The sequence below is a fragment of the Citrobacter sp. wls826 genome, from assembly GCF_005281245.1.
In the GTDB taxonomy this organism is placed as follows: Bacteria; Pseudomonadota; Gammaproteobacteria; order Enterobacterales; family Enterobacteriaceae; genus Citrobacter; species Citrobacter braakii.
The window spans coordinates 75,252-99,450 of the sequence record NZ_SZWS01000054.1 but is presented as its reverse complement, the minus strand read 5'-3'; the positions used below and the strand labels follow the sequence as shown (position 1 = coordinate 99,450).

General features: G+C 50.7%; 22 protein-coding genes and 1 other RNA gene. 11 read left to right on the top strand and 12 right to left on the bottom strand.

Annotation, left to right across the window (positions count from 1 at the left end; genetic code table 11):
• Positions 1-47: 47 nt before the first annotated feature.
• The 9 genes from FDW87_RS14490 to ydiK form a co-directional block, all read right to left on the bottom strand.
• The gene (locus tag FDW87_RS14490) at positions 48-1,199 is read right to left on the bottom strand and encodes an acyl-CoA dehydrogenase (RefSeq protein WP_003836610.1); all 1,152 of its coding nucleotides are present in this window, start codon (positions 1,197-1,199) and stop codon (positions 48-50) included.
• Between the two features lie 13 nt (positions 1,200-1,212).
• Positions 1,213-2,808 carry an acyl CoA:acetate/3-ketoacid CoA transferase gene (locus tag FDW87_RS14485; protein ID WP_137379879.1) on the bottom strand — a complete coding sequence of 532 codons (1,596 nt, stop codon included), beginning with the start codon at positions 2,806-2,808 and terminating at the stop codon, positions 1,213-1,215.
• A gap of 156 nt (positions 2,809-2,964) precedes the next feature.
• Positions 2,965-3,723 carry a type I 3-dehydroquinate dehydratase gene (gene aroD, locus FDW87_RS14480; protein ID WP_019076674.1) on the bottom strand — a complete coding sequence of 253 codons (759 nt, stop codon included), beginning with the start codon at positions 3,721-3,723 and terminating at the stop codon, positions 2,965-2,967.
• A 36-nt stretch (positions 3,724-3,759) separates the two neighbouring features.
• Entirely contained in the window at positions 3,760-4,626 is an 867-nt protein-coding gene (ydiB, locus tag FDW87_RS14475; protein WP_016156358.1) for a quinate/shikimate dehydrogenase, read from the bottom strand.
• A gap of 21 nt (positions 4,627-4,647) precedes the next feature.
• Complete coding sequence (locus FDW87_RS14470) at positions 4,648-5,883, bottom strand: MFS transporter (protein ID WP_053390159.1); 1,236 nt, start codon at positions 5,881-5,883, stop codon at positions 4,648-4,650.
• 240 nt (positions 5,884-6,123) lie between these two features.
• On the bottom strand, positions 6,124-7,344 hold the full coding sequence (locus FDW87_RS14465; protein WP_049040475.1) for an MFS transporter: 1,221 nt from the start codon (positions 7,342-7,344) through the stop codon (positions 6,124-6,126).
• A gap of 48 nt (positions 7,345-7,392) precedes the next feature.
• The gene (locus FDW87_RS14460; RefSeq protein WP_016156361.1) at positions 7,393-7,749 is read right to left on the bottom strand and encodes a YdiL family protein; all 357 of its coding nucleotides are present in this window, start codon (positions 7,747-7,749) and stop codon (positions 7,393-7,395) included.
• A 158-nt stretch (positions 7,750-7,907) separates the two neighbouring features.
• Positions 7,908-8,015, bottom strand: an RNA gene (gene rprA / locus FDW87_RS14455) — antisense sRNA RprA.
• 184 nt (positions 8,016-8,199) lie between these two features.
• Entirely contained in the window at positions 8,200-9,309 is a 1,110-nt protein-coding gene (ydiK, locus tag FDW87_RS14450) for an AI-2E family transporter YdiK (RefSeq protein ID WP_016156362.1), read from the bottom strand.
• Positions 9,310-9,522: 213 nt separating this feature from the next.
• Here ydiK and FDW87_RS14445 point away from each other — a divergent pair, with 213 nt between their 5' ends.
• The 3 genes from FDW87_RS14445 to FDW87_RS14435 all read left to right on the top strand — a co-directional run bounded on the left by FDW87_RS14445 (position 9,523) and on the right by FDW87_RS14435 (position 13,252).
• Positions 9,523-12,579: an FAD-binding and (Fe-S)-binding domain-containing protein gene (locus FDW87_RS14445; protein ID WP_049040476.1), complete on the top strand. Its 3,057-nt coding sequence runs from the start codon at positions 9,523-9,525 to the stop codon at positions 12,577-12,579.
• Positions 12,576-12,986 carry a 1,4-dihydroxy-2-naphthoyl-CoA hydrolase gene (menI, locus tag FDW87_RS14440; protein WP_016152900.1) on the top strand — a complete coding sequence of 137 codons (411 nt, stop codon included), beginning with the start codon at positions 12,576-12,578 and terminating at the stop codon, positions 12,984-12,986. The genes FDW87_RS14445 and menI overlap by 4 nt, the downstream gene beginning before the upstream one ends.
• Before the next feature lie 77 nt (positions 12,987-13,063).
• On the top strand, positions 13,064-13,252 hold the full coding sequence (locus tag FDW87_RS14435; protein ID WP_029139522.1) for a YdiH family protein: 189 nt from the start codon (positions 13,064-13,066) through the stop codon (positions 13,250-13,252).
• 67 nt (positions 13,253-13,319) lie between these two features.
• On the opposite strand, the gene FDW87_RS14430 is transcribed toward FDW87_RS14435, so the two are convergent.
• Positions 13,320-14,171 (bottom strand): Vmh family MBL fold metallo-hydrolase, encoded by an 852-nt coding sequence (locus tag FDW87_RS14430; RefSeq protein ID WP_049040477.1) that lies wholly within the window; start codon positions 14,169-14,171, stop codon positions 13,320-13,322.
• A gap of 122 nt (positions 14,172-14,293) precedes the next feature.
• Here FDW87_RS14430 and FDW87_RS14425 point away from each other — a divergent pair, with 122 nt between their 5' ends.
• Positions 14,294-15,181 carry a LysR family transcriptional regulator gene (locus tag FDW87_RS14425; protein WP_016156365.1) on the top strand — a complete coding sequence of 296 codons (888 nt, stop codon included), beginning with the start codon at positions 14,294-14,296 and terminating at the stop codon, positions 15,179-15,181.
• A 701-nt stretch (positions 15,182-15,882) separates the two neighbouring features.
• Here FDW87_RS14425 and FDW87_RS14415 read toward each other — a convergent pair.
• Both FDW87_RS14415 and FDW87_RS14410 read right to left on the bottom strand, forming a co-directional pair.
• Positions 15,883-16,362: a DUF2778 domain-containing protein gene (locus FDW87_RS14415; protein ID WP_137379878.1), complete on the bottom strand. Its 480-nt coding sequence runs from the start codon at positions 16,360-16,362 to the stop codon at positions 15,883-15,885.
• On the bottom strand, positions 16,359-16,841 hold the full coding sequence (locus FDW87_RS14410; RefSeq protein WP_016156368.1) for an Hcp family type VI secretion system effector: 483 nt from the start codon (positions 16,839-16,841) through the stop codon (positions 16,359-16,361). The genes FDW87_RS14415 and FDW87_RS14410 overlap by 4 nt, the downstream gene beginning before the upstream one ends.
• Positions 16,842-17,565: 724 nt before the next feature.
• On the opposite strand from FDW87_RS14410, the gene sufA reads away from it, so the two are divergent.
• The 7 genes from sufA to FDW87_RS14375 all read left to right on the top strand — a co-directional run.
• Complete coding sequence (gene sufA / locus FDW87_RS14405; RefSeq protein WP_016152905.1) at positions 17,566-17,934, top strand: Fe-S cluster assembly scaffold SufA; 369 nt, start codon at positions 17,566-17,568, stop codon at positions 17,932-17,934.
• Between the two features lie 8 nt (positions 17,935-17,942).
• Positions 17,943-19,430, top strand: coding sequence for a Fe-S cluster assembly protein SufB (gene sufB / locus FDW87_RS14400; protein ID WP_016152906.1), 1,488 nt, complete (start codon positions 17,943-17,945; stop codon positions 19,428-19,430).
• 16 nt (positions 19,431-19,446) lie between these two features.
• Positions 19,447-20,193, top strand: a complete 747-nt coding sequence (gene sufC, locus FDW87_RS14395) for a Fe-S cluster assembly ATPase SufC (RefSeq protein WP_137379877.1) — start codon at positions 19,447-19,449, stop codon at positions 20,191-20,193.
• Positions 20,168-21,439, top strand: coding sequence for a Fe-S cluster assembly protein SufD (gene sufD / locus FDW87_RS14390; RefSeq protein ID WP_137379876.1), 1,272 nt, complete (start codon positions 20,168-20,170; stop codon positions 21,437-21,439). Before sufC ends, sufD begins: the two co-directional genes overlap by 26 nt.
• Positions 21,436-22,656, top strand: coding sequence for a cysteine desulfurase SufS (sufS, locus tag FDW87_RS14385; protein WP_016156370.1), 1,221 nt, complete (start codon positions 21,436-21,438; stop codon positions 22,654-22,656). The genes sufD and sufS overlap by 4 nt, the downstream gene beginning before the upstream one ends.
• Positions 22,657-22,668: 12 nt before the next feature.
• Positions 22,669-23,085, top strand: a complete 417-nt coding sequence (gene sufE / locus FDW87_RS14380; protein ID WP_016152910.1) for a cysteine desulfuration protein SufE — start codon at positions 22,669-22,671, stop codon at positions 23,083-23,085.
• A 117-nt stretch (positions 23,086-23,202) separates the two neighbouring features.
• The coding region (locus FDW87_RS14375) for a L,D-transpeptidase family protein (protein WP_137379928.1) at positions 23,203-24,199 on the top strand (997 nt) is incomplete at its 3' end.

The following is a 24,199-nucleotide window of genomic DNA, read 5'->3' as shown; positions in this document are numbered from 1 at the left end:
GGATCGTGCCGGAAAACGCTTGTGCGCTATCCGGCACGAATTACCGCTTACTTATTCTGGTAATCTTTCAGGATTTGGCGTCCGGCGACGTAAATCATAATTTCGTCGGTGCCGCCGCCAATGCGCTCGCAGCGAACATCGCGCCAGAATCGGGAAACTCGCGCTTCATCGGTGTAACCCAGCCCGCCCATGATCTGAATGGCGTCATCAATCACTTCCATTGCCGTGCGGGCGCAATACAGTTTTGCCAACGCCGCGCTGGTCCGCAGCGACTGTTCCTGATCGGCCTGCCAGGCCACTTTCAACACCATATTGCGCATGTTTTCAATTTTAATCGCCATCAGCGCCAGTTTTTCCTGGATCATCTGGTTATGGCCAATCGGTTTACCAAATGCGATGCGCTGATTAGCGTAACGGGCGGCATCTTCGAAGGCGCACTCGGCGAAACCGGTACTACGCGCGGCGTTGATCAACCGTTCCATCTCAAAGTTGTACATGACGTTGAGGAAGCCCATGCCTTCTTCGCCGACCATATCGCTTTCGTCTACTTCAACATCATCAAGATAGACTTCGCAGGTGCTGAGCATGTGCCAGCCGATTTTATGCAGCGGATTAACCTTAATGCCGGGTTTCTTCGAATCCACCCACCACAGTGTAAAGGCTTTCTTCGGATCTTTCGGCTCCGGATCGCGAGCCAGTACCAGCATATAAGGATACTCTTTAGCGCCGGTGATAAAGGTTTTTTGTCCGTTGAGATATACCTTGCCGTTTTTGCGGGTGTAGCTGGTGGTGGCGCTGTTATTGTCTGAACCTGCTCCCGGTTCGGTTAATGCCAGCGCATAAGCCGGATCGCCCGTTTCCATGGTGCTTTCTGCCGTTTTACGTAACTGTTCGGCGGAGCCAAAACGACGCATACTGTGAATGCACTGACCGTTCGTGATTAAAAAAGCGGGTGCGCCGCATTTGGAAACTTCCATCAGTGCCAGCATCTGCGTGACGTAATCTGCCGGGATACCGCCGAACTCTTCCGGAACGCCCAGCATTGAAATACCGTTGTCCGCAAGGGCGCGCATAAACTCTTTCGGATAGGTCGCCGTCTGATCGCAGGTACGGAAATATTCCTCCGGGAAATTGCTGGTAATCAGTTCGCGAATGCTGGCAAGCAGCAGCTCTTGTTCTTCAGTTAATGAAAAATCCATCAGGGTACTCCTTTTAATTGGCGGCATCGGGCAACATAAAACCCATCGAAGCATCGATAAATAATCTTTCGTCCATCAGTTTCAGTTCCGGAGAAATAACCGGAGGGAAATCCATTTTGTCCAGAATGTCTTCCTGCAAAGAGACTCCTGGCGCAATTTCGACTAAATGAAGGCCATCTTCTTTTAACGTAAATACAGCACGCTCGGTGATGTAACGCACATCCAGTCCGCGCTCGAGTGCAATTTTTCCGCTGAAAGTGACTTCAGGTAATTCGTTGACGAATTTTTTCACCCGGCCTTCCTGCACGATATTTAATTTGCCATTGGCAACTTCCGTTTTCAGGCTTCCGGCAGTTAAGGTGCCGCAAAATATTATTTTCTTCGAGGTGGCGCTAATATCGATAAAACCGCCGGTCCCCATAATTTTGCCATTGAATTTATGTACGCCGACGTTGCCGTGGCGATCCACTTCGGCGAAGCTTAAATAGCATACATCCAGCCCACCGCCGTGGTAGAAGTCAAACTGGGAGGTCATATCCAGAATCGCGCGGGTGTTGACGTTGGCGCCAAAAGCGATGCCCTGGGAGGTAATTCCGCCAATCGGACCGGTCTCGACCGTCAGAATAAAGTCGTCAGCGCAGCCTTCTTCGCGTGCAACGAGACCAATACCATCGGCGATACCCACGCCAACGTTGCCGACCGCGCCTTTGCGCATTTCGAACAGGGCGCGTCGGGCCACCAGTTTACGCTGATTGAGCGGCAGGGCAGTCTGCTGGCTGTCATCAAGGACAAAATCGCCCGATATAAAGCGGTTAACCGGTGCGCCGCCGTACAATTGAGTTTGATCGGGATCGATGACCACAATATCGACCAGATAGCCCGGAATACGCACGGCTTTTGGGTGCAGTGTGGCTTTCTTCACCATTTTTTGCACCTGCATCATGACGATACCGCCGTTGTTGTGAACGGCCTGAGCAATCACCAGCGCGTCGAGATACATAACTTCATCTTCAAACGTGGCGTAACCTTCGCTGTCGCAGGTGGTGGCGCGAATAAAGGCGATGTTTGGCGCAATGGCTTTGTAGTAGAGGTACTCTTTGTTATCAATTTCCACCAGCTTGATCAGATCTTCGGTGGTCACTTCATTCAGCTTTCCGCCCTGTTGGCGGGGATCGACAAATGTTTCGATACCGATCTCACTCAGAATACCCGGCTGGTGGGCTGCCGAGGCACGCAGGGTCTGGGTTAATACGCCCTGAGGATAGTTATAGGCGGCAATTTTATTCTGCTCAGCGAGGTCAGAAATTCGTGGTGATTGTCCCCAGTGGCCGCATAATGCCCATTTGACTAAACCTTCCTGTGCTAACGGGCTAATTCCACGGTCAGCACGGTCACCTAATCCCGTTGGGCTAATCAATGATAAGTTTCGGGGTGAGTGTGCATTTTTATATTTTTCAGCCAGCGCGTTAATTAATGTTGTTGCTTCGAGAATACCGCCGCCTGCGCCTAATACACAGAGCGTTGCCTCATCAGGAATATAATTAATGGCATCCGCTGCGGATAATACGGGGACCCGACCATCAATGCGTTTTGGTCTTGATAATTTCATGTGAACTCCAGATTATATGCGTGCGACTACCTGTCGCTATATTCGACAATAATAATGTGAGTTATTTAATAATGTCCGGCCATCTGCCCGATATTCGGGATTAAGCGAATATCTGGGGCAGGGCATTACTGATATTAATATGGATAAACAGTACTATTACGCCTGATGCAATATGGTCAAAACGGTACGTAGGTCGGTGACCGAAATTTGCCCAGGGGCAGAGGCTTTTTTCACCGCGCCAAAGGTTGCCGCTGAACCGAAAACCTCACCGGACAGACGTGAAATCACCCCTGTTTTAGCCATCGACATAGTAATGATCGGGCGATCGGCATAGCGTTCCTGCATTTCCAGCGTGGCGCCAAGCAGGGTCAATACATCCGTCTTGTTTTGCGGCATCAGGGCGATTTTCGGGATATCAGCGCCAAGCTCCTGCATTTTACGCAGGCGCAGGACAATCTCTTGTGCCGCTGGCGTCTTATGGAAATCATGATTCGACATAATGACGGCGACATTTTTTGCATGTGCATATTCGACGGTGGCTTTAATCAGTTCGTCACCGGTGAAAAGCTCCAGGTCGATCATATCGACCAGACCGCTATCAACCGCCGCACGGTTTAGCGCGATATAGTTTTCGACAGCCAGCGCCTGTTCACCACCTTCTTTGGCACTACGGAAGGTGAACAGCAGCGGTTTGTCAGCTATCACCTCGCGGATGGCGCGTGCAGCTTCCAGTACGGCATCAACGGAGGACACCTCGGTGAAATGGTCAACGCGCCATTCCAGAATGTCGAAATCCGCCTCGCGATAGGCCAGCGCTTCGCTTTTTACCGTTGCGATGTCTTTACCCATCAGTGAGACAATGATCTTCGGCGCACCCTCGCCAATGACGAGGTTTTTTACGGTTACGGTTTTCATCGATTACCCTTTAATTATTTTACAAATGCTTGCCCATCAGGCTGCAAAACCCATAACCTGTTTCACATACTCAAGAGGGAAATCTTTCCCGGTCCAGAGTTTAAACTGTTCAGCCCCTTGCCATAACAACATGCCGTAACCATCAATCGTTTTGCAACCGGCAAGTTGTGCCTGTTGCAATAATTTGGTCATATGCGGGTTGTAGACGCATTCAGTCACCAGCAGATCCGGGCGTAGCAGGGAAACGTCGGTCACCAGAGATTCGTTCTCCAGCGGCTTCATTCCCACTTTCGTACCGTTGGTCAGAATATCCGCGCTGGCCAGTGCGTCCGCAAAAGCCTGTCGATCGTCGAGATCGATAACGGTGACCACGCAATCGGTATTTTCATTAACACGTTTGGCGAATTCCTGCGCTTTGGCAAAGAACTCATCTTGACGGTTAAAGAGTTTGATTTCTTTGATGCCTTCAATCGCCGCCTGGGCGCCAATGGCCGTTGACGCGCCGCCTGCGCCCAACAGTACCATGGTTTTACCCCTGATATCGAAACCGCTTTCCTTGATGGCACGAATATGACCCGTACCATCAGTATTGTAGCCGCGCAGGTAACCATCATCATTGACGATAGTATTAATCGCGCCGACCAGTTTGGCTGCAGGCGTTAATTCATCAACATATTCACATGCCAGTTGCTTGTTGGGCATTGAGACTCCGGTACCGCGCATTTTTAAGGCCTTCAGCCCGGCAATCGCATTAGCAAACGTGGAGTTATCGACTTCAAATGCCATGTAGGTAAAAGGTAATCCCGCTTTTTCTAATGCCTTATTTTGCATTTCAGGCGACAGGCTGTGTCTGATCGGGTAGGCCATCAGACCAATCAGTTCATATTTTGCAGTTACGTCCATTTGATACTCCTTCTAAGCAATTTATTGAAAATAACGTTCGCCCAACCGCACATCATTTTTGGGAATATCAAATACGCGGTAGTAACGAATAAAGACGATGATGGCGGTGATGAAGGCCAGCAAAGCAAATGCGAGGTCCAGCAAAATGATGTACTGCAGGCCAATGTTAGAAAGGTATCCGGTGATTAATGGGATAATAAAGTTGGCTACGCCCCCCATCATCATATAAATACTGGTGACCTTGGCTTTGCTCCTGGGGAAAAACTCTGACATCACCGAAACGCCGAGCTGTAAAATACCGCCTGCGGCAGAAAACCCGATAAGAAATGAACCGGCGTTACACACCAATGGGGATGGATATAAATAGATAACCGCTGCGGTGAGGGTTGCCAGCCCGGCGTTAAACACATTCGCCCAAATGGGTCGAACCATTTTCTTGAGCAGTACAGCAAAAATAAACACGCAGACCAGCGATCCCATACTGTAGTAAGAGATGGTTTTCAGCGCGTCGGCTTCTGCCATGCCGGCAAATGCCATCGCGTATTTCGGCATCCAGACTACGATGACGTAAAAGGTCGAGAATGCGGCCACCCCAAACATAACGGAGGCTACGCCTTCCAGCCAGACCAGCGGTTTACTGTTCATCTGCGGTAGCTCTTTTGCAATGCCCGCATCCACCATCTGGCTGGGGAAACGGCTTTTGAGCAGCATCAACGTTATGACGACGAACAGTACCCCCGGGATAATGACCGCATAGCCATACCAGATATGGTTGAGCAGCATGGTGCTGACGACGATGGGGTAGATCATCTGCCCGAATGAGACCATCGCTTTAACCAGGATAACCGCTGACCCAGACGCCTTAGGGAAGCATTCCATCAAAGCCGGATAGCCACCTGTATCCAGGGCCGAGTTAGCGACGCCGACACAAACAGCGAGAATAAAGGCAATCATCAGATTCGGGCTGGCGGGAATGCCGAAGAAAAACAGCATGTACAGAATTGCCCCTAACAGAATGATAGCCCGTCTACCAAATTTATCTGAGAGCACGCCAAAGAATAAAATACTCACCAGGCGACCAAGACCAATGCCGGAAATTAAATAGGCTATCCCAGCATTGTCAGTGGAGAATTTTTCTGCGAGAGAGCTCATATTTTGCGCCAGTGTAATGACGCTAATGCCGTGTAAAAAATAACTTAAATAAATACAGATTATCGCCAAAAGGAATGGCGTATTAAAGGTCTTATTTTGAGACATGTTCACAACTCCTTGCGGATTTTAAAATTGTTCTGTGCTCGTCGATTTTGTTTAAATTGCGGCGACCTTGTGATTAATATACCGAGGCGCTGATATTGTGCCTACATAGCATGGCGTTTAAGTTACCAGGTATGTTGCATGCTCAACTGTGAAACTTAATTCTTTCAACCAAGATTTTGCTGAAGTTTTAAAACCGCGACCAATTATTTTGCAGCGGGGGAGAACAATATTGCATCCGCATTATTTTACGACCGTCGCCATGTTTAGTTGCTGCTTTGTCGCGATACGGCTGCGATAGCCAATAAACAATGCTAACAGGAAACCTACCGCGGCTATGCCGGTATCAAACCACATGATGTGAGCAATGCTGGTCTGCGAGAGTCTTGCCGTTATCAGTGGGATGGTGAAGGTCGCAATGCTGCCCGCGCTGTAGTAAATCCCGGTGGCTTTGCCCTTCGCATCGGGAAAGCGTGCGGCCATCAGCGTTAAACCGATTTGTACAACGCCTCCGGCTGAAGAGAAACCGATGACAAATGCGAAGACGATCACCATGTAGATCGACGGATGCAGGCAGACCATCAGCAAGGCGATAAATGAGATAAAGGTGTACAGCATTAACAGAGAGGTTGCGCGCCCCGTCTTTCGTGCCAGTGGCGCGGTGATCAACACACACAGTAGAGAACCGCAGGTGTAAATGCTTAACAGCTTGATCGATAAGGTGTAGGACATCCCGGCGACAAACTGTCCGTACTGTGCCAACCACTGGCTTATCAGATAAAATGTCGCCATGGCGATGTAGCCGTACAGAGTGTAACTGGCGAGATCGAGAAGAGAACAACGATGTTCAGATTGTATGCTTTTCTGTTCAACGGGTAATGCCTTGAGGGGGGCTTGATGCCCAGGATGGGCCGGGAATCGACAGCGAAACAAAAATACGCCATTGATTAGCATCACCGCGGCCGCCACAAGAAAGGACCAGCCAAACCAAAGTTCTGCCCACACCAGCAGACTGATAATCATCGGCAGCAGAAACTGACCGATGGAAACAAACGCTTTAATTAAGATATTAGCCGTGCCGGGAGAGCGGGGAAACGCCTCCATCAGGCTGGGGTAAGTTCCGGCGTCAAGAAAACTGTTTGCCATTCCGGCTAAAAATCCAAAAGCATAGGCAATATAAATGCTGTGAGTATTGATGATGCCTACAAAGAACAGCAGGTAGCAGACCATACCGAAAATAATAAACGGTCTGCGGCCATAGCGATCGGAAAGCATGCCCGCCACCAATAACACGCTTAAACGGCCAATGCCGAGTGAGGAAATAACAATTGAGACGCCTGCGGCATCGGTGTGCCACTGTTGTTCCAGTGAAGACATATTGAGGCTCATCAGAATGACCCCCATGCCGTGTACCAGGTAATTAAAGTACAGCCCTATCGCAGTGGAGAAATAGGTGTTTTTCATAATATGTTACTCAGCGAAAAGGCTAAATGAGTGTGGCGCTGCGGTCTCTTAACACAAACGCTCAAGGTCGTGGGCATACAGTTCAACAGCGGCCGATTGATAGATTTTCCAGTCGAGAAAATCATCGTGCTGATAAACCGCCTGAAAAGAGATCAGATCGGGAAAGAAACGCATGGTGTTATTACCGATACGGTTATTTATTTTTTCGATAATGGCGTTAATTCTTAACTTTCGTCTGGCTTTCATTTCTGCACAAATGCGCGTGATGTCTTCCGGGATTTCCCTTTCGCCATTCTCCCATTGTTGCCAGGCGGCAACATTGTGATCCCGCGAGATATACATAGCGCTTTCTTCTACCGTCATAGCAAAAATATGGCGGATAGCCTGGAGTTCTAATGCGTTCATTATTTGATCACCTCATAAAAGACGGTGGAATAGTAATAACATTGCTGTGGATATTTCGGCTTGAAGAGAGTCACAGTATCTTGTGCAATATTATTTGTTTATCAACGGGGAAGAGGGGATCTGTGGTGCGGTAAGGCTGGTGGCGAGGCGCGCGAAGGACAAAAAAAAGCCCATCGTGGGAGATGGGCAAAGACTACACACAGCAATTCGTTGTTTCACTCAGGGGATTTCCATGCTTATAAATCAATGTGTTGATCTAAAGTCATGGGCTAATAGTAGGCATACTGATTTTTTACGTCGATCAGATTCATCTCAATAGTTTAAAAACTGTAAATAATTTGCGAAGCAAATGAGTATTTAAAGAAGGATAACGTTGGGTCTTATTCAGTAAGCGGGCGGAATTGATTAGTATTGTTAAACAATCAGGCGGCGGTGCCGCCTGACGTGGGATTACTTATTGCGTTCGATTTCAGCAATTTCTTCGAGGATTTCGTCGGGATCGCTACCTGGCGCAGGGGCTTCGTTTACCCAGGCAGAGAACAGACGCCAGGACACGGCCAGTACCACTGGGCCGATAAACAGACCAATCATGCCGAAGGCAATCAGTCCTCCGATGACCCCTGAGAGAATCAGGATCAGCGGCAAATCGGCCCCCATGCGAATCAGCATCGGGCGAATAACGTTATCCAGCGTTCCGACCACGCCGCTCCACACCAGCAGCACCGTGCCCCAGGTTGAATCGCCCGTCCAGTACAGCCAGATAATGGCCGGGACCAGCACCGGCAATGGCCCCAGTTGCACCAGACAAGACAGGATCATCAATACCGCCAGCAACGTGGCGTACGGCACGCCGGTTACCGCCAGACCAATACCACCGAGCACTGCCTGCACCAGCGCGGTGACCACAACGCCTAATGCGACGGCGCGAATGGCTTGTGCTGCCAGCAGAATGGCGGCATCGCCACGTTTGGATGCCAGGCGACAAGCGAAGTGGCGAATACCTAACGCCACCTGTTCACCGCGCCAGTACAGCAGGGCGCTGAAAAGCAGCATCAGACCACAGTGCATCATAAAGCGGCCAAGGTGTGCAGCCTGGCCAACAAACCAGGTCGTCGTCGTGCCGATATAAGGACGAACCTTGGCCATGATGGCCGCGCCGCCCATATCCAGCAGACTGTGCCACGCGGCATACAATTTTGCGCCGACCAACGGAATACTGTTCAGCCACGCCAGATCCGGCAGGGTCATATCGCCTGCGGTTACGGCATGGATCAATGGCCCGCTGCCATCAACAATGCTATTGACCAGTAGCGCGATAGGAATGATGAACAACAGCACCAGCAGCAGGGTCATCACCAGCACGGCCAGCGAGCGACGGCCCCAGAGCAATTTTTGTAAGCGTAGCAGGATCGGCCAGGTCGCAATGACCACCGTCCCCGCCCATGCAAAACCGAGGATAAAGGGCTGAACAATCCAAAGACAGGCCACAATCATGACGGCTAAAAACAGCGCCGATAGCAGCACTTGTGCAATATCCTTGGGCTGGCGGAAATTTACCATAAATACTTTTCACCTTTGTCTTTGCGCCAGAACGTTGACGCGACGTGAACACTTAAATGACACCCTGTAATGATGAGCAATTTCAGCGGTTTTTAACAGGCGGATTCTGCCTGTAAATCTGCTGAGCGTATTAGAAAAAAATGTGATACAACAAACAAAGCAACACGCAAACGATTAAATTCACAACACAGACCGCAGGAAAGGGTCACTATAATGATTCCACAAATTTCTCAGGCGCCAGGTGTCGTTCAACTGGTGCTCAATTTTTTGCAGGCACTGGAGCAGCAAGGATTTACGGGCGATACGGCAACGAGCTATGCCGATCGTCTGACAATGTCGACGGATAACAGTATTTATCAGCTGCTTCCTGATGCTGTCGTATTCCCTCGTTCAACCGCAGATGTGGCGCTTATCGCTCGTCTGGCGGCGGAACCTCTTTTCTCTTCGTTGATTTTTACCCCACGCGGAGGCGGCACCGGGACCAACGGTCAGGCGCTGAATCAGGGCATTATTGTTGATATGTCCCGCTATATGAGCCGCATCATTGAAATCAATGCGCAGGAAGGTTGGGTGCGGGTCGAAGCCGGGGTGATAAAAGACCAGCTCAACCAGTTTCTGAAGCCTTACGGCTATTTCTTTGCCCCCGAGTTATCCACCAGTAACCGGGCAACGCTGGGTGGGATGATCAATACCGACGCATCCGGACAAGGCTCGTTGGTTTACGGTAAAACCTCCGATCACGTGCTGGGTATCCGCGCGGTGCTAATGGGCGGCGATATTCTTGATACCCAGCCAATGCCGGTCGAACTTGCCCAAACGCTGGGTAATAGCAACACCACTATTGGCCGCATCTACAAGACGGTTTATGAGCGTTGCCGCGACAACCGACAGCTGATCATTGATAAATTCCCGAAACTTAATCGCTTCCTGACCGGTTACGATCTGCGGCACGTCTTTAACGATGAGATGACCGAATTTGATTTAACCCGCATTCTTACTGGCTCTGAAGGTACGCTGGCGTTTATCACCGAAGCCCGTCTGGATATCACGCCACTACCCAAAGTCAGACAACTGGTTAACGTTAAGTACGACTCTTTCGACTCGGCATTGCGAAATGCCCCGGTGATGGTGGAAGCGCGCGCGCTGTCGGTAGAAACCGTCGACTCCAAAGTGCTTAACCTGGCACGGGAAGATATTGTCTGGCACTCGGTAAGTGAATTGATTACCGATGTGGCGGATAAAGAGATGCTGGGTCTGAATATTGTGGAGTTTGCCGGTGACGATGAAGCATTGATTGATTCGCAAGTCAGCGCACTGTGCGAACGGCTGGATGGCTTAATCGCGCGTCAGGAAGCGGGCGTTATAGGCTGGCAGCTATGTACTGAGCTGGCGGGCGTCGAGCGCATTTACGCGATGCGTAAAAAAGCCGTCGGTCTGCTGGGGAATGCGAAAGGGGCCGCGAAGCCGATTCCGTTTGCTGAAGATACCTGCGTTCCACCGGAACATCTGGCTGACTATATTGCCGAGTTCCGTGCGCTGCTCGATAGCCACGGCCTGAGTTACGGCATGTTTGGTCACGTGGATGCAGGCGTGCTGCACGTCAGACCGGCGCTGGATATGTGCGACCCGCAGCAGGAAGTGCTGATGAAACGCATTTCTGACGATGTTGTCGCGCTGACGGCAAAATATGGCGGTCTGCTGTGGGGTGAGCACGGGAAAGGTTTTCGTGCAGAATATAGCCCGGCGTTCTTCGGTGAGGAACTGTATCGCGAACTGCGTAAAGTGAAATCGGTGTTTGATCCGCAAAACCGGCTCAATCCTGGCAAAATCTGTCCACCGGAAGATGTTGATGCGCCGATGATGAAAGTGGACGCGGTGAAGCGCGGAACGTATGACCGTCAGATCCCGCTGGCCGTACGCCAGGAGTGGCGTGGGGCGATGGAGTGTAACGGCAACGGGTTATGCTTTAACTTTGATGCGAAAAGCCCGATGTGTCCGTCGATGAAAATCAGCCTCAACCGCATCCATTCACCGAAAGGGCGAGCTACGCTGGTGCGTGAATGGCTGCGTCTGTTGGCAGATCGCGGGATTGACCCGCTACAGCTGGAAAAAGAGCTACCGGAAAAACGTGCCAGTTTACGTACGCTGATTGCCCGTACCCGCAACAGCTGGCATGCGCGCAAAGGTGAATACGATTTCTCGCACGAAGTGAAAGAGGCAATGTCGGGTTGTCTGGCGTGTAAAGCCTGCTCCACACAGTGCCCGATTAAAATCGATGTGCCGGAGTTCCGCTCACGCTTCCTGCAGTTGTATCACACGCGTTATCTGCGGCCGTTGCGCGATCACATGGTGGCGACCGTTGAGAGTTATGCGCCGTTAATGGCGCGGGCGCCCAACGCGTTTAACTTCTTCATCAACCAGCCGCTGGTGCGTAATCTGGCTAAAAAGCACATCGGCATGGTCGACTTACCGCTGCTGTCTGCGCCGTCGCTTCAACGTCAGTTGGTTGGCCATCGTTCCGCCAATATGACGCTGGAACAGCTCGAATTACTCAGCCTTGAGCAAAAAGCCCGTACGGTGCTGGTAGTGCAGGATCCGTTCACCAGCTATTACGATGCACAGGTGGTGGCTGATTTTATACGTCTGGTTGAAAAGCTGGGTTTGCAGCCGGTACTGCTGCCGTTCTCGCCAAACGGCAAGGCCCAGCATATTAAGGGCTTTTTAAACCGTTTTGCTAAAACCGCAAAGAAAACATCTGAGTTTCTCAATCGGGTGGCGAAGCTGAATATTCCGATGGTGGGTGTCGATCCGGCGCTGGTGCTTTGCTATCGCGATGAATACAAACTGGCGCTCGGGGAACATCGGGGCGATTTCCATGTGTTACTCGCCAACGAATGGTTATCGACAGTTGTGGAGTCACAGCCGCCAGTCGCTGTGGGCGGTGAACCGTGGTACTTCTTTGGACACTGTACCGAAGTGACGGCCCTGCCGGGCGCGCCTGCTCAGTGGGCGGCTATTTTTGCCCGCTTTGGCGCGAAGCTGGAGAACATCAGCGTAGGGTGCTGTGGTATGGCGGGCACCTATGGCCACGAAGTGAAGAATCATCAGAACTCACTGGGGATCTATGAGCTATCATGGCACCAGGCAATGCAACGATTGCCGCGTAACCGTTGTCTGGCTACCGGATACTCCTGTCGCAGTCAGGTTAAACGCGTTGAAGGCACGGGCGTTCGCCATCCATTACAGGCACTGCTGGAGATTATAGGATGATCTGGAAACGTGAAGTCACACTCGAAGCGCTCAACGCCATGGGTGAAGGAAATATGGTTGGGCTGCTTGATATTCGTTTTGTGCACATTGGCGATGACACGCTGGAAGCCACAATGCCGGTAGACCACCGTACTAAACAACCATTTGGTTTGCTGCACGGCGGCGCGTCCGTGGTGCTGGCTGAGAGCATTGGTTCGGTGGCTGGTTATCTGTGTACTCAGGGTGAGCAGAAAGTGGTGGGCCTGGAGGTCAACGCCAACCATATTCGCTCGGCGCGGGAAGGGCGCGTCAGAGGGGTATGTCGCGCGGTGCATACCGGCTCCCGTCATCAGGTATGGCAAATCGAAATCTTCGATGAGCAGGGACGATTGTGCTGCACGTCGCGTCTGACAACAGCAATTTTGTGATGCATATTGCTTTTGGTCATTATCTGCACAGGGAATGGTGTTATACTGTGCAGGTTTTGAACACAAGCGAGGATGATATGTCTACCCAATTAGACCCGGCCCAACTGGCAATAGAGTTTTTACGTCGTGATAAAACCGATCTTTCACCAGCTCAGTACCTGAAAAGACTGAAACAGTTAGAGCTGGAGTTCGCGGATTTATTGACGCTTTCTTCGACTGAACTTAAAGAAGAGATCTATTTTGCCTGGCGCATGGGCGTTCATTGATTCCGGTATGCTTATCGTAATGAAACCCCGACACGCGTTCGGGGTTATTTTTTGCGTTAAATCTCAATCACCACTTCATCTCACCAGTATTAACCTTCGCACTTAGCTCCAGAGAACTTGCGTCTGCAAGACCTGGCCATGCCGCGGTGATGGTTTTAATCACATAATCCGAACCTTTCTTCGCCCCTAACGCCTGCTCAAACGATTGCAGATAGTCCTGTGTGAAGCGAATCGCTTTATCGCCCACAGGGCGTTCGCCGATGTAATGCCCCGGGACCACCTGGGTGGGTTGTAACTTCTGCATTTCGCTCAGTACGCTACGCCACGCGCTACGCTGTTCTGCAGATTGCGTATCCGCCGTCCAGACGTGTATACCAGACGCCACGCCGGTACCGCCAATAATGGCACGGTTCGCCGGGATCCAGACATAGGCTGCATAATCATTAGGGTGGCGCAGCTCCAGCGTTTCACCATCAACTGTGAAATGCGTTTGCGTTGTCGCCTGCGGAACGGTGAGCGATGTTGGCGCGCCATCCTTCATTTGCGGACCCCAGAATTGCAGTTTGGCCTCTTTGGTGGCACGGATATGGTCTACTACGTGCGGTGTTGCCAGGACTTTTACCTGTGGGAAGGCTTTGACGATAGGCTGCAGTCCGAAATAGAAATCCGGATCGCCGGAGGTGATCACGATGGCCTTTAGCGTTTTACCGCTGGCGCGAATCATCTGCACCAGCTGTTCACCATCTTTAGTACTGAACTGTGCGTCAAACAATATTGCTTCTTTCGGTCCTGAAACCAGCGTTGAAGAGACCGGGAAAATAGCCTTGTCCTGTGGATTGTAGACGTCCAGCTGTAGCGTCGCGGCAAAGGATGAAGAGGCGAACAGAGGTAACAGCAGGGCCAGCGTTTTAACTTTCATGCCAGGTATCCTTGTGCAGGAAATTGTCTTTTGATAGTTCCTGTATTTTAAGGAAATTCGGATCTGTTAGAATTCCCTTATTAGGACATGCTGAGTTTCATAAAACGATCGGATGGGATGCAATGGACAGAGTGATGGCGGCAACGGTATTCAACCATATCTGTGATTTGGGCAGTCTGAGCGCCGCCGCGCGTGCGCTGGGGCTTTCCCGTCCGATGGTCAGTCGTTACCTCGACGAGATGGAGAAATGGGCGGGTGCAAGGCTTATCCATCGCTCGTCGCGCCGTCTGACAATCACGCCAGCGGGTGAAGAGGCATTAGTGAAAACGCGTTCTCTGGCGCAGCTTTCGCTGGATATTGGTGCCGCCAGCGCCGCGCAAACTCCCTCTGGCACGCTACGTGTGGCCTGTGCGCATTTTACAGCTATGCATATTTTAGCGCCGGTACTGCCCGCGTTTCTGACGAAGTATCCGCAACTGCGTATCGAGGTGGAGATCAATAATCAACCGGTAAGCCTCGTTGGAGAACGCATTGATGTGGCGATCCGTATAACGGAAAACCCTGAACCTGGAACTATTGCCCGTCGCCTTGGCGACTGTAAATCGGTACTGTGCGCGTCTGTAGAGTACCTGCATCAACATGGCACTCCTGAGACTATCGACGACCTTACGCAGCATAATTGTCTCTACTACAGCGGGTTTGCCGGAAAATCCTGGCACTTTCTGGATGCCCAGGGGCGGGCTGCCGCTGTTGCGATTAAAGGCAATTTGAGCGCCGGGATCTCTTCGTTGCTCTGTGAGTCGGCGTTGGCGGGAACGGGCATTGCGCTGGTGCCGGAACTGGAGGCGCGGGAAGGGCTGGCACAGGGAAAGCTGGTTAGACTCTTGCCCGAGCTTCAACCAAAAAGCCTGCCAATTTATGGTTTATATCTTTCGCGGGAGCATCAGCCTGCAGGACTGCGCCTGTTGCTGGACGCGCTCAGTGAAAAACAGCGCCTAATAATTGATTGAATACGCTTATAAAATAGTCAAATCGCAATTTGTGTTAAACAAAACATATCCGGAAGTGAGATTATTCTTATCGCCCCTTCAAGAGCTAAGCCATCGTGAGTGCCGGAGATAAGCGCCGGATGGGGCCGGAACCCTTAAGCCTGCCAGCAAGCAGCCTTAAGGGTTTTTTGTTGTTTGTTCATAATTTGAATTTTTTCCCTCCCGTCATTCCTACGTCTCTCTAAATAGATATTAATTCTGTAAAATGAGTATATATCTAAATCTAAAGAATTTTTTTTACCAGCCTTGCGATTGAGGACAGTGCTGTAGGCAACTGGCTATCAACGACGCATACTGACTAGATGACCTTGTTGCCAGCCAATTGGGTTGTGGAATGTGAACTCGCCTAAATTGGCAGTGGGGTAGGTTCGATACTGAAAACAGTGGGACTGAAGTCCCACTGTTCAGCATTTTCATTTAATTTTTGCATCTTTCCATTATCATTGACATGAACAATATAAAAATTCCGTTCAATAATAATGCGCCCATAAAGATAATGGTCATGTGTGTATTGTCCCAGACGCTGGGGTCCATCTCTTTCACATCGGGATAGATTAAATCAAATAATTTATTTTCAGGTAAATATTTGAAAATAAATAGAAAAAAACAAACCCAAGATATTGCAAATAAATACCATGTGATGACTTTTTTAATATGTTTCATTAATACACCTGAATAGTGCCGTATGCACGAAGACTGGGGGTACCCAGCATTTGTGGAGTGCTTAAAAGTGCTTCCCGGAGTATGTTGTAATGAGCTCTGCTGGGAAGAGTTATGCAGCCATTACTGACGCCAGTATACCCCGCAGGGTGCAATCTGAAATACCCACGGCTGACCTTGTTATAGAACGTAACGTCATCTAATTTTTCATCCTCTCTGAATAATCCGAACCAGATATCGCGGTCTGAACCGCTAATCTCTGACGCAGTATAATCTTTAATTGCGCTGAAAATCCCGCCTTTCGGACGCGAAACAATATAGTATTTACCGGGAGGAAGCGGCCCGATATCCTTAATTGCTATCGATTCAGGGTTGTTTCTATGCTCCCCACTGTTACCTGAATATGCAGGGAAGAAGCCAACTCCGGGGCAGCTAAGACTTGATAGCTGCCCACCGTTTAAATGAAATGTGCAACGAATCACCGTTCACTCCAGGAATCAGAAAATATTATATTCCCGTCGCAGTGTTTCCAGGTTATTCGTTCATATCTAAGAGCAATACTTTCAAGGTGATTGTGTTTTTCAGTGGCTGCGTTTTTCACGTCATGCATTAGAGGACAAATTGAAACCACCTTCACTGTTTCGAGTAGCATATTGAAGTATTCAACTTCCTGTCCTGCATCATTGATTTTGTACCATTTAAATTCGGCCTCTTTAAGGGTTTGTCCAGTGGCTACTGCTTTGTAAAAATATGGACTGGAGCTATCAAACTCCTTTTCAAATATAAGAGCGGTGTGTACTCGTGTTCCTGTTATTTTCCCTGTGTTGTTGTCGGTAGGGAGGTGCAGGCCATGACTAAACCCTAAGATCTCAATGCTCCCCACACGGTCGCGAACATCTACAGAACCCTTGATGTCTGCTCCTCCATCATCTTTTAACCACAAATACGCAGGTATAGCCATTTAAAACTCCATTTCACATACGCAAGGTAACTGTAATAAACGACATGACGCATGAATACGCAAGGCAATAAATGTCATACATTTTTATTATGTTTTATTGATATTTATGAGAGGAATAAAAAGCTTAGAATTAAAAATGAATAGTAATGATGCACATATAAGAATAGTGAGATTTTGAAGCGAAATATATTTCTTAATTCTGATATTGAGAAAGTCTTTGTAATGCTATCAAGCAGGATCTTAAAAGTAGACGCGCAAACCGTACTGTCGATTTTGTTCGGAAGGTGTTGTGGTGTTTGGGATAAATCACGCGCAGAGGGCGCATGAAAAAGGGTGAAGTTTGGGGGGCAAAAACGCACTGGGGCGCAATTTAGAGGATTAACTAGTCCGTTTTTGTCTATAACAAGAAGAGATTAAGAGAATGATTATACAATAGTCGTATGATTTCATTAAATTTTTAAAACTTATCACTTAAATAGACATTATCTATACATCTTTTAGTCTTTGACCTGTCTGTACGATTCAATTGTTAAAATCCATTATTAATCAATGCATTGAACAAAAAAATCCATCCCTGTTAACCCACGCAGCAGGGTCTATGCTTAGTAAAAGGGGGCAAAAAGGGCGATTAACCCGAATGCCCCTGCTGTTGAGGGGTTGAAGTGATAATCATTATCACTAACATGTTGTTATAGCTTGAAAGCTAGTGACTCGAGGTAACCCTATGGAATTGCATTCAGGAACATTTAACCCGGACGATTTTGCCTGGCGTGGTCTGACGTTAACGCCAGCGGCTGCGGCGCACATCCGCGAGCTGGTGGCAAAGCAACCCGACATGTTAGGCGTGCGTTTAGGCGTGAAGCAAACGGGATGCGCGGGATTTGGCTACGTGCTGGACACCGTTCGCCAGGCGGAAAAAGACGATCTGCTGTTTGAAACGGAGGGGGCCAGACTTTATGTACCGTTACAGGCGATGCCGTTCATCGACGGCACAGAAGTCGATTTCGTGCGCGAAGGATTAAATCAGCTATTTAAATTTCATAACCCGAAAGCCCAGAACGAATGCGGCTGTGGCGAAAGTTTTGGGGTATAGGCGGTACTATGTCTCGTAATACTGAAGCAACTGACGATGTCAACACCTGGGCTGGCGGGCACCTTAATTACAAAGAGGGCTTCTTCACCCATCTACAAACCGATGAACTGGCAAAAGGGATCAACGAAGATGTCGTGCGCGCAATTTCGGCAAAACGTAATGAACCCGACTGGATGCTGGAATTTCGCCTGAATGCCTTTAAAGCGTGGCTAACCATGGAAGAGCCGCACTGGCTAAAAGCGCATTACGATAAGCTGAACTACCAGGAGTACAGTTATTACTCTGCGCCGTCCTGCGGTAATTGCGATGAAACCTGCGCGTCTGAGCCGGGCGCGGTGCAGCAAACGGGGGCGAATGCGTTTTTAAGTAAAGAAGTTGAGGACGCATTCGAGCAGCTTGGCGTGCCGGTCCGCGAAGGCAAAGAGGTGGCGGTTGATGCCATTTTTGACTCGGTGTCGGTGGCGACAACTTATCGCGATAAACTGGCGGAACAGGGCATTATTTTCTGTTCGTTTGGTGAGGCGATTCACGATCACCCTGAGCTGGTAAAACAATATCTGGGTACGGTTGTCCCGGGTAATGACAATTTTTTTGCGGCGCTGAATGCGGCGGTGGCCTCCGACGGCACGTTTATTTATGTCCCGAAAGGTGTGCGTTGCCCAATGGAACTGTCGACCTATTTCCGAATAAATGCGGAAAAAACCGGTCAGTTTGAACGCACCATTCTGGTTGCGGATGAGGGCAGTTACGTCAGCTATATCGAAGGCTGTTCAGCCCCGGTACGCGATAGCTACCAACTGCATGCCGCGGTGGTGGAAGTCATTATCCACAAAGATGCCGAAGTGAAATACTCGACGGTACAAAACTGGTTCCCTGGTGATGGTAACACCGGCGGCATTTTGAACTTCGTCACCAAGCGCGCTCTGTGTGAAGGCGAAAACAGCAAAATGTCGTGGACGCAGTCGGAAACCGGCTCGGCCATTACCTGGAAATACCCAAGCTGTATTCTGCGCGGCGACAACTCTATCGGCGAATTCTACTCCGTCGCGCTGACCAGTGGTTATCAGCAGGCCGATACCGGCACCAAGATGATCCACATCGGCAAGAACACCAAATCGACCATTATCTCGAAAGGGATCTCCGCTGGACACAGTCAAAACAGCTATCGCGGCTTAGTGAAGATCATGCCGACCGCAACCAACGCCCGCAACTATACCCAATGCGACTCGATGCTGATTGGCGCGGATTGTGGAGCGCACACCTTCCCGTATGTGGAGTGTCGTAACAACAGCGCCCAGCTTGAGCATGAAGCCACGACCTCGCGCATTGGTGAAGACCAGCTGTTTTACTGTTTGCAGCGCGGCATCAGCGAAGAGGATGCCATTTCGATGATCGTCAATGGTTTCTGTAAAGACGTGTTCTCTGAACTGCCGCTGGAATTTGCCGTTGAAGCGCAAAAACTTCTCGCCATAAGTCTTGAACACAGCGTCGGTTAAAATTTAAGGAAAGCACATGTTAAGCATTAAAGATTTACAGGTCAGTGTGGAAGATAAGGCGATCCTGCGTGGGCTGAGCCTGGATATTGGCCCCGGAGAGGTACACGCCATTATGGGGCCGAACGGTTCCGGGAAAAGTACGCTTTCCGCAACGCTCGCCGGGCGCGATAACTACGAAGTCACCGGCGGGACGGTAGAATTCAACGGTAAGGATTTACTGGAACTGTCACCCGAAGACCGGGCCGGTGAAGGGATCTTTATGGCATTTCAGTATCCGGTAGAAATCCCCGGCGTCAGTAATCAGTTTTTCCTGCAAACGGCACTGAATGCGGTGCGCAGTTACCGTGGAGAAGAGTCGCTGGACAGGTTTGACTTTCAGGATCTGATGGAAGAGAAAATCGCGTTATTGAAGATGCCGGAAGATTTGCTAACGCGTTCGGTCAACGTTGGTTTCTCCGGTGGCGAGAAAAAGCGTAATGACATTTTGCAAATGGCGGTGCTGGAACCTCAGCTGTGCATTCTTGATGAGTCGGACTCCGGGCTGGATATCGACGCGCTGAAAGTCGTTGCGGATGGCGTGAACTCGCTGCGCGACGGGCAACGTTCATTCATTATCGTCACCCACTATCAGCGCATCCTGGATTACATCAAACCCGATTATGTGCACGTTCTCTACCAGGGGCGAATTGTGAAATCCGGCGATTTCACGCTGGTCAAACAACTGGAGGAGCAAGGTTATGGCTGGCTTAGCGAACAGCAGTAACGTGCTGCAACAGTGGCATCATCTGTTTGAAACGCAAGGGGAGACGCGCTCGCACCATGCCCAGCAGCACCTGCAGCAGATGCTGCGTCTGGGACTGCCAACGCGTAAGCATGAGGACTGGAAATACACGCCGCTGGAAGGATTAACCAACAGCCAGTTTGTCAGTCATGTCACTGAGATAACGTCCGCCCAGTGTGAAGCGTTAGCGCCAGCTATTGATGCTGTCCGCCTGGTGTTTGTTGACGGGCAATTCTGTCCAACGCTCAGCGACAGCGCAGAAGGTAGCGGGTTTAACATTACCGTTGATGATGTGCGCCAGTCGCTACCGGCGGCTATCCAACCGGAAGTCTTTCTGCACCTGACCGAAAGCCTCTCCCGCAGCGTAACGCACATTCAGGTGAGGCGTAACCAGCGAACGGCAAAACCGTTGCTGCTGCTGCACATTACCCAGGGGCTGGCGGGCGATGAGGTGAACACGGCGCACTATCGCCACCATCTGGACCTGGCAGAAGGCGCAGAAGCCACCGTCATTGAACACTATGTCAGCCTCAGCGAATATCGCCATTTTACCGGTGCACGATTAACGATGAACGTCGCGGCAAACGCACACTTGCGCCACATCAAACTGGCGTTTGAGAATCCGCTCAGCCACCACTTCGCGCATAATGATATTCAGTTGGGCGCTGATGCCACGGCCGCCAGCCACAGCTTTTTACTCGGTGATGCGGTTTTGCGCCATAACACCAGCACCCAGCTTAACGGCGAAAACACCACGCTTCGGCTTAACAGCCTGGCGATGCCGGTGAAAAATGAAGTCTGCGATACCCGCACCTGGCTTGCGCACAACAAGGGATATTGCAACAGTCGACAACTGCATAAAACGATTGTCAGCGATAAGGGGCGCGCGGTATTCAATGGCCTGATCAACGTCGCTCAGCACGCCATTAAAACCGACGGTCAGATGACCAACAATAATTTGCTGCTCGGAAAACTGGCGGAAGTGGATACCAAACCGCAGCTTGAAATTTATGCCGACGACGTGAAATGCAGCCACGGGGCGACGGTAGGGCGGATCGACGACGAGCAGATGTTCTATCTGCGTTCGCGCGGGATCGGCCAGCAGGATGCCCAACAAATGATTCTCTATGCGTTTGCCGCTGAGCTGACGGAAGCCCTGGGCGAGGAAACGCTGAAACAACAGGTCCTGGCACGGATCGCCCAACGCTTGCCGGGAGGCGTAGCATGACATTTCCCATTGAAAAAGTGCGGGCTGATTTTCCGGTCCTGACGCGTGAAGTGAACGGTTTACCGTTGGCGTATTTGGATAGCGCCGCCAGCGCGCAAAAGCCCAACCAGGTGATTGATGCCGAAGCCGAGTTTTACCGTCATGGCTATGCCGCGGTCCACCGCGGGATCCATACGCTGAGCGCGCAGGCCACGGAAAAAATGGAGAATGTGCGCAAGCTCGCCTCGCTGTTTATCAACGCCCGTTCAGCTGAAGAACTGGTGTTTGTTCGCGGCACAACGGAAGGTATCAACCTGGTGGCTAACAGCTGGGGCGGCAGCAATGTGCGGGCGGGCGATAACATTATCATCAGCGAAATGGAGCACCACGCCAATATTGTGCCCTGGCAGATGTTGTGCGCCCGCGTAGGTGCAGAACTGCGCGTTATTCCGCTCAATACAGAGGGGACGTTGCAACTGGAAACGCTGCCGACGCTGTTTGACGATCGCACGAAACTGCTGGCGATTACCCATGTGTCTAACGTGCTGGGCACGGAAAACCCATTGGTTGAGATGATTGAGCTGGCGCATCAATACGGCGCGAAAGTGCTGGTGGATGGCGCACAGGCAGTTATGCATCATCAGGTTGATGTGCAGGCGCTGGATTGCGACTTCTATGTTTTCTCTGGGCACAAGCTCTACGGGCCAACCGGTATTGGCGTTCTGTATGCCAGAGAGTCATTGCTGCAGGAGATGCCGCCGTGGGAAGGCGGTGGGTCGATGATTGCGACGGTGAGCCTGAGCCAGGGGACGACGTGGGCCAAAGCCCCCTGGCGGTTTGAAGCCGGAACGCCAAACACCGGGGGAATTATTGGACTCGGCGCGGCTATTGAATATGTTTCCGCGCTGGGGCTTACTGAAATCAGCGAATATGAACAATTCCTGATGCGCTATGCGCTGGAACAGCTGGCGGATGTGCCGGATTTAACGCTCTACGGGCCGGATAATCGTCTGGGGGTGATTGCGTTTAACCTCGGCAAACATCATGCCTATGATGTCGGAAGTTTTCTTGATAACTATGGCATCGCCGTGCGGACAGGGCATCACTGCGCTATGCCGCTGATGGCCTACTATAACGTTCCTGCGATGTGCCGGGCGTCGATTGCCATGTACAACACCCACGAAGAAGTGGATCGCCTGGTAACGGGCCTCAAGCGTATTCATCACTTACTGGGATAACAGGGAGGCGTTATGGCTGCGCTGCCGGATAAAGAAAAGTTGTTGCGTAATTTTCTGCGTTGCGCTAATTGGGAAGAGAAATACCTGTACATTATTGAACTGGGTCAGCGTTTGCCGGAATTAAACGACGACGATCGTAATACGGAAAATAGCATCCAGGGCTGTCAAAGTCAGGTATGGATTGTCATGCGTCAGAATGCTGAAGGAATTATTGAATTACAGGGCGACAGCGATGCGGCAATTGTGAAAGGGCTTATCGCTGTCGTATTCATTTTATATGACCGCATGACGGCCCAGGATATTGTGAATTTTGATGTGCGTCCGTGGTTTGAAAAAATGGCGCTCGCACAGCATCTCACACCGTCTCGTTCACAAGGGCTGGAGGCGATGATTCGGGCTATTCGCACCAAAGCCGCAACTCTTAGCTAAACTGATAAAACACGTCAATTTCAGCTCGACGTGAAAGAGTGAGGTAGTGCAACGCAGTGACTCGTAGGCCGGATCGGGCGCTCGACGCCGTCCGGCAGGAACGCCAGGGGGGTGAGTATGAAACGCGCGTCTGTTATTACGTTAATGCTAATCGGCGCTTACAGCGCTATTCAGGCCGCATGGGCGGTCGATTATCCTTTGCCTCAGGCGAACAGCCGTCTTGTCGGGCAAAATCAAACCTACACCGTGCAGGAAGGCGATAAAAACCTACAGGCGATTGCCCGTAAGTTTGATACCGCCGCAATGCTGATCCTTGAAGCCAATAATACGATTGCCCCCGTACCTAAACCCGGAACGCTGATTACTATTCCCTCGCAACTACTGCTACCGGATGCACCCCGAGAAGGCATTATTGTGAATCTGGCGGAACTGCGTCTGTATTACTTCCCGCCGGGAGAGAATATTGTTCAGGTTTTCCCAATTGGTATCGGTTTGCAGGGGCTGGAAACGCCGGTAATGGAAACCCGGGTTGGGCAGAAAATCCCGAATCCGACCTGGACCCCTACAGCAGGCATCCGTAAACGCTCTTTGGAGCGCGGCATAACATTACCGCCGGTAGTACCTGCCGGGCCAAATAACCCGTTAGGACGCTTTGCACTGCGTCTGGCGCATGGAAACGGTGAATATCTGATCCATGGCACCAGTGCACCGGACAGCGTGGGACTGCGCGTAAGTTCTGGGTGTATTCGCATGAACGCGCCGGACATCAAAGCACTGTTTGCTCAGGTCCGGACAGGAACGCCGGTTCGGGTGATTAATGAGCCGATAAAATATTCGATAGAGCCGAACGGAATGCGCTATGTCGAGGTGCATCGACCGCTGTCGCCGGAAGAGGAGCAAAACGTCCAGACCATGCCGTATGTGCTGCCAGCCGGTTTTACCCAGTTTAAAGACAATAAAGCCGTGGATAACAGTTTGGTGGAAAGAGCCTTGTATCGTCGTGCGGGCTATCCGGTCACCGTAACGGCCGGGCAAGCGTCGGTCGTAAGCAATGGCACGGAAGTGAAGTCTGCACAGAATGGCGTGCCGGGAGAGGATGCAGAGGTGCGCGCTA

Coding starts and splice junctions, on each gene's coding strand:
- FDW87_RS14465 (WP_049040475.1), bottom strand. CDS start 7,344: ATGAAAAACACCTATTTCTCCACTGCGATAGGGCTGTACTTTAATTAC.
- FDW87_RS14485 (WP_137379879.1), bottom strand. CDS start 2,808: ATGAAATTATCAAGACCAAAACGCATTGATGGTCGGGTCCCCGTATTA.
- FDW87_RS14425 (WP_016156365.1), top strand. CDS start 14,294: ATGGACAGAGTGATGGCGGCAACGGTATTCAACCATATCTGTGATTTG.
- sufS (WP_016156370.1), top strand. CDS start 21,436: ATGACATTTCCCATTGAAAAAGTGCGGGCTGATTTTCCGGTCCTGACG.
- FDW87_RS14470 (WP_053390159.1), bottom strand. CDS start 5,883: ATGTCTCAAAATAAGACCTTTAATACGCCATTCCTTTTGGCGATAATC.
- menI (WP_016152900.1), top strand. CDS start 12,576: ATGATCTGGAAACGTGAAGTCACACTCGAAGCGCTCAACGCCATGGGT.
- ydiB (WP_016156358.1), bottom strand. CDS start 4,626: ATGGACGTAACTGCAAAATATGAACTGATTGGTCTGATGGCCTACCCG.
- aroD (WP_019076674.1), bottom strand. CDS start 3,723: ATGAAAACCGTAACCGTAAAAAACCTCGTCATTGGCGAGGGTGCGCCG.
- FDW87_RS14460 (WP_016156361.1), bottom strand. CDS start 7,749: ATGAACGCATTAGAACTCCAGGCTATCCGCCATATTTTTGCTATGACG.
- FDW87_RS14435 (WP_029139522.1), top strand. CDS start 13,064: ATGTCTACCCAATTAGACCCGGCCCAACTGGCAATAGAGTTTTTACGT.
- sufC (WP_137379877.1), top strand. CDS start 19,447: ATGTTAAGCATTAAAGATTTACAGGTCAGTGTGGAAGATAAGGCGATC.
- FDW87_RS14410 (WP_016156368.1), bottom strand. CDS start 16,841: ATGGCTATACCTGCGTATTTGTGGTTAAAAGATGATGGAGGAGCAGAC.
- ydiK (WP_016156362.1), bottom strand. CDS start 9,309: ATGGTAAATTTCCGCCAGCCCAAGGATATTGCACAAGTGCTGCTATCG.
- FDW87_RS14430 (WP_049040477.1), bottom strand. CDS start 14,171: ATGAAAGTTAAAACGCTGGCCCTGCTGTTACCTCTGTTCGCCTCTTCA.
- FDW87_RS14445 (WP_049040476.1), top strand. CDS start 9,523: ATGATTCCACAAATTTCTCAGGCGCCAGGTGTCGTTCAACTGGTGCTC.
- sufD (WP_137379876.1), top strand. CDS start 20,168: ATGGCTGGCTTAGCGAACAGCAGTAACGTGCTGCAACAGTGGCATCAT.
- sufB (WP_016152906.1), top strand. CDS start 17,943: ATGTCTCGTAATACTGAAGCAACTGACGATGTCAACACCTGGGCTGGC.
- sufA (WP_016152905.1), top strand. CDS start 17,566: ATGGAATTGCATTCAGGAACATTTAACCCGGACGATTTTGCCTGGCGT.
- FDW87_RS14490 (WP_003836610.1), bottom strand. CDS start 1,199: ATGGATTTTTCATTAACTGAAGAACAAGAGCTGCTGCTTGCCAGCATT.
- sufE (WP_016152910.1), top strand. CDS start 22,669: ATGGCTGCGCTGCCGGATAAAGAAAAGTTGTTGCGTAATTTTCTGCGT.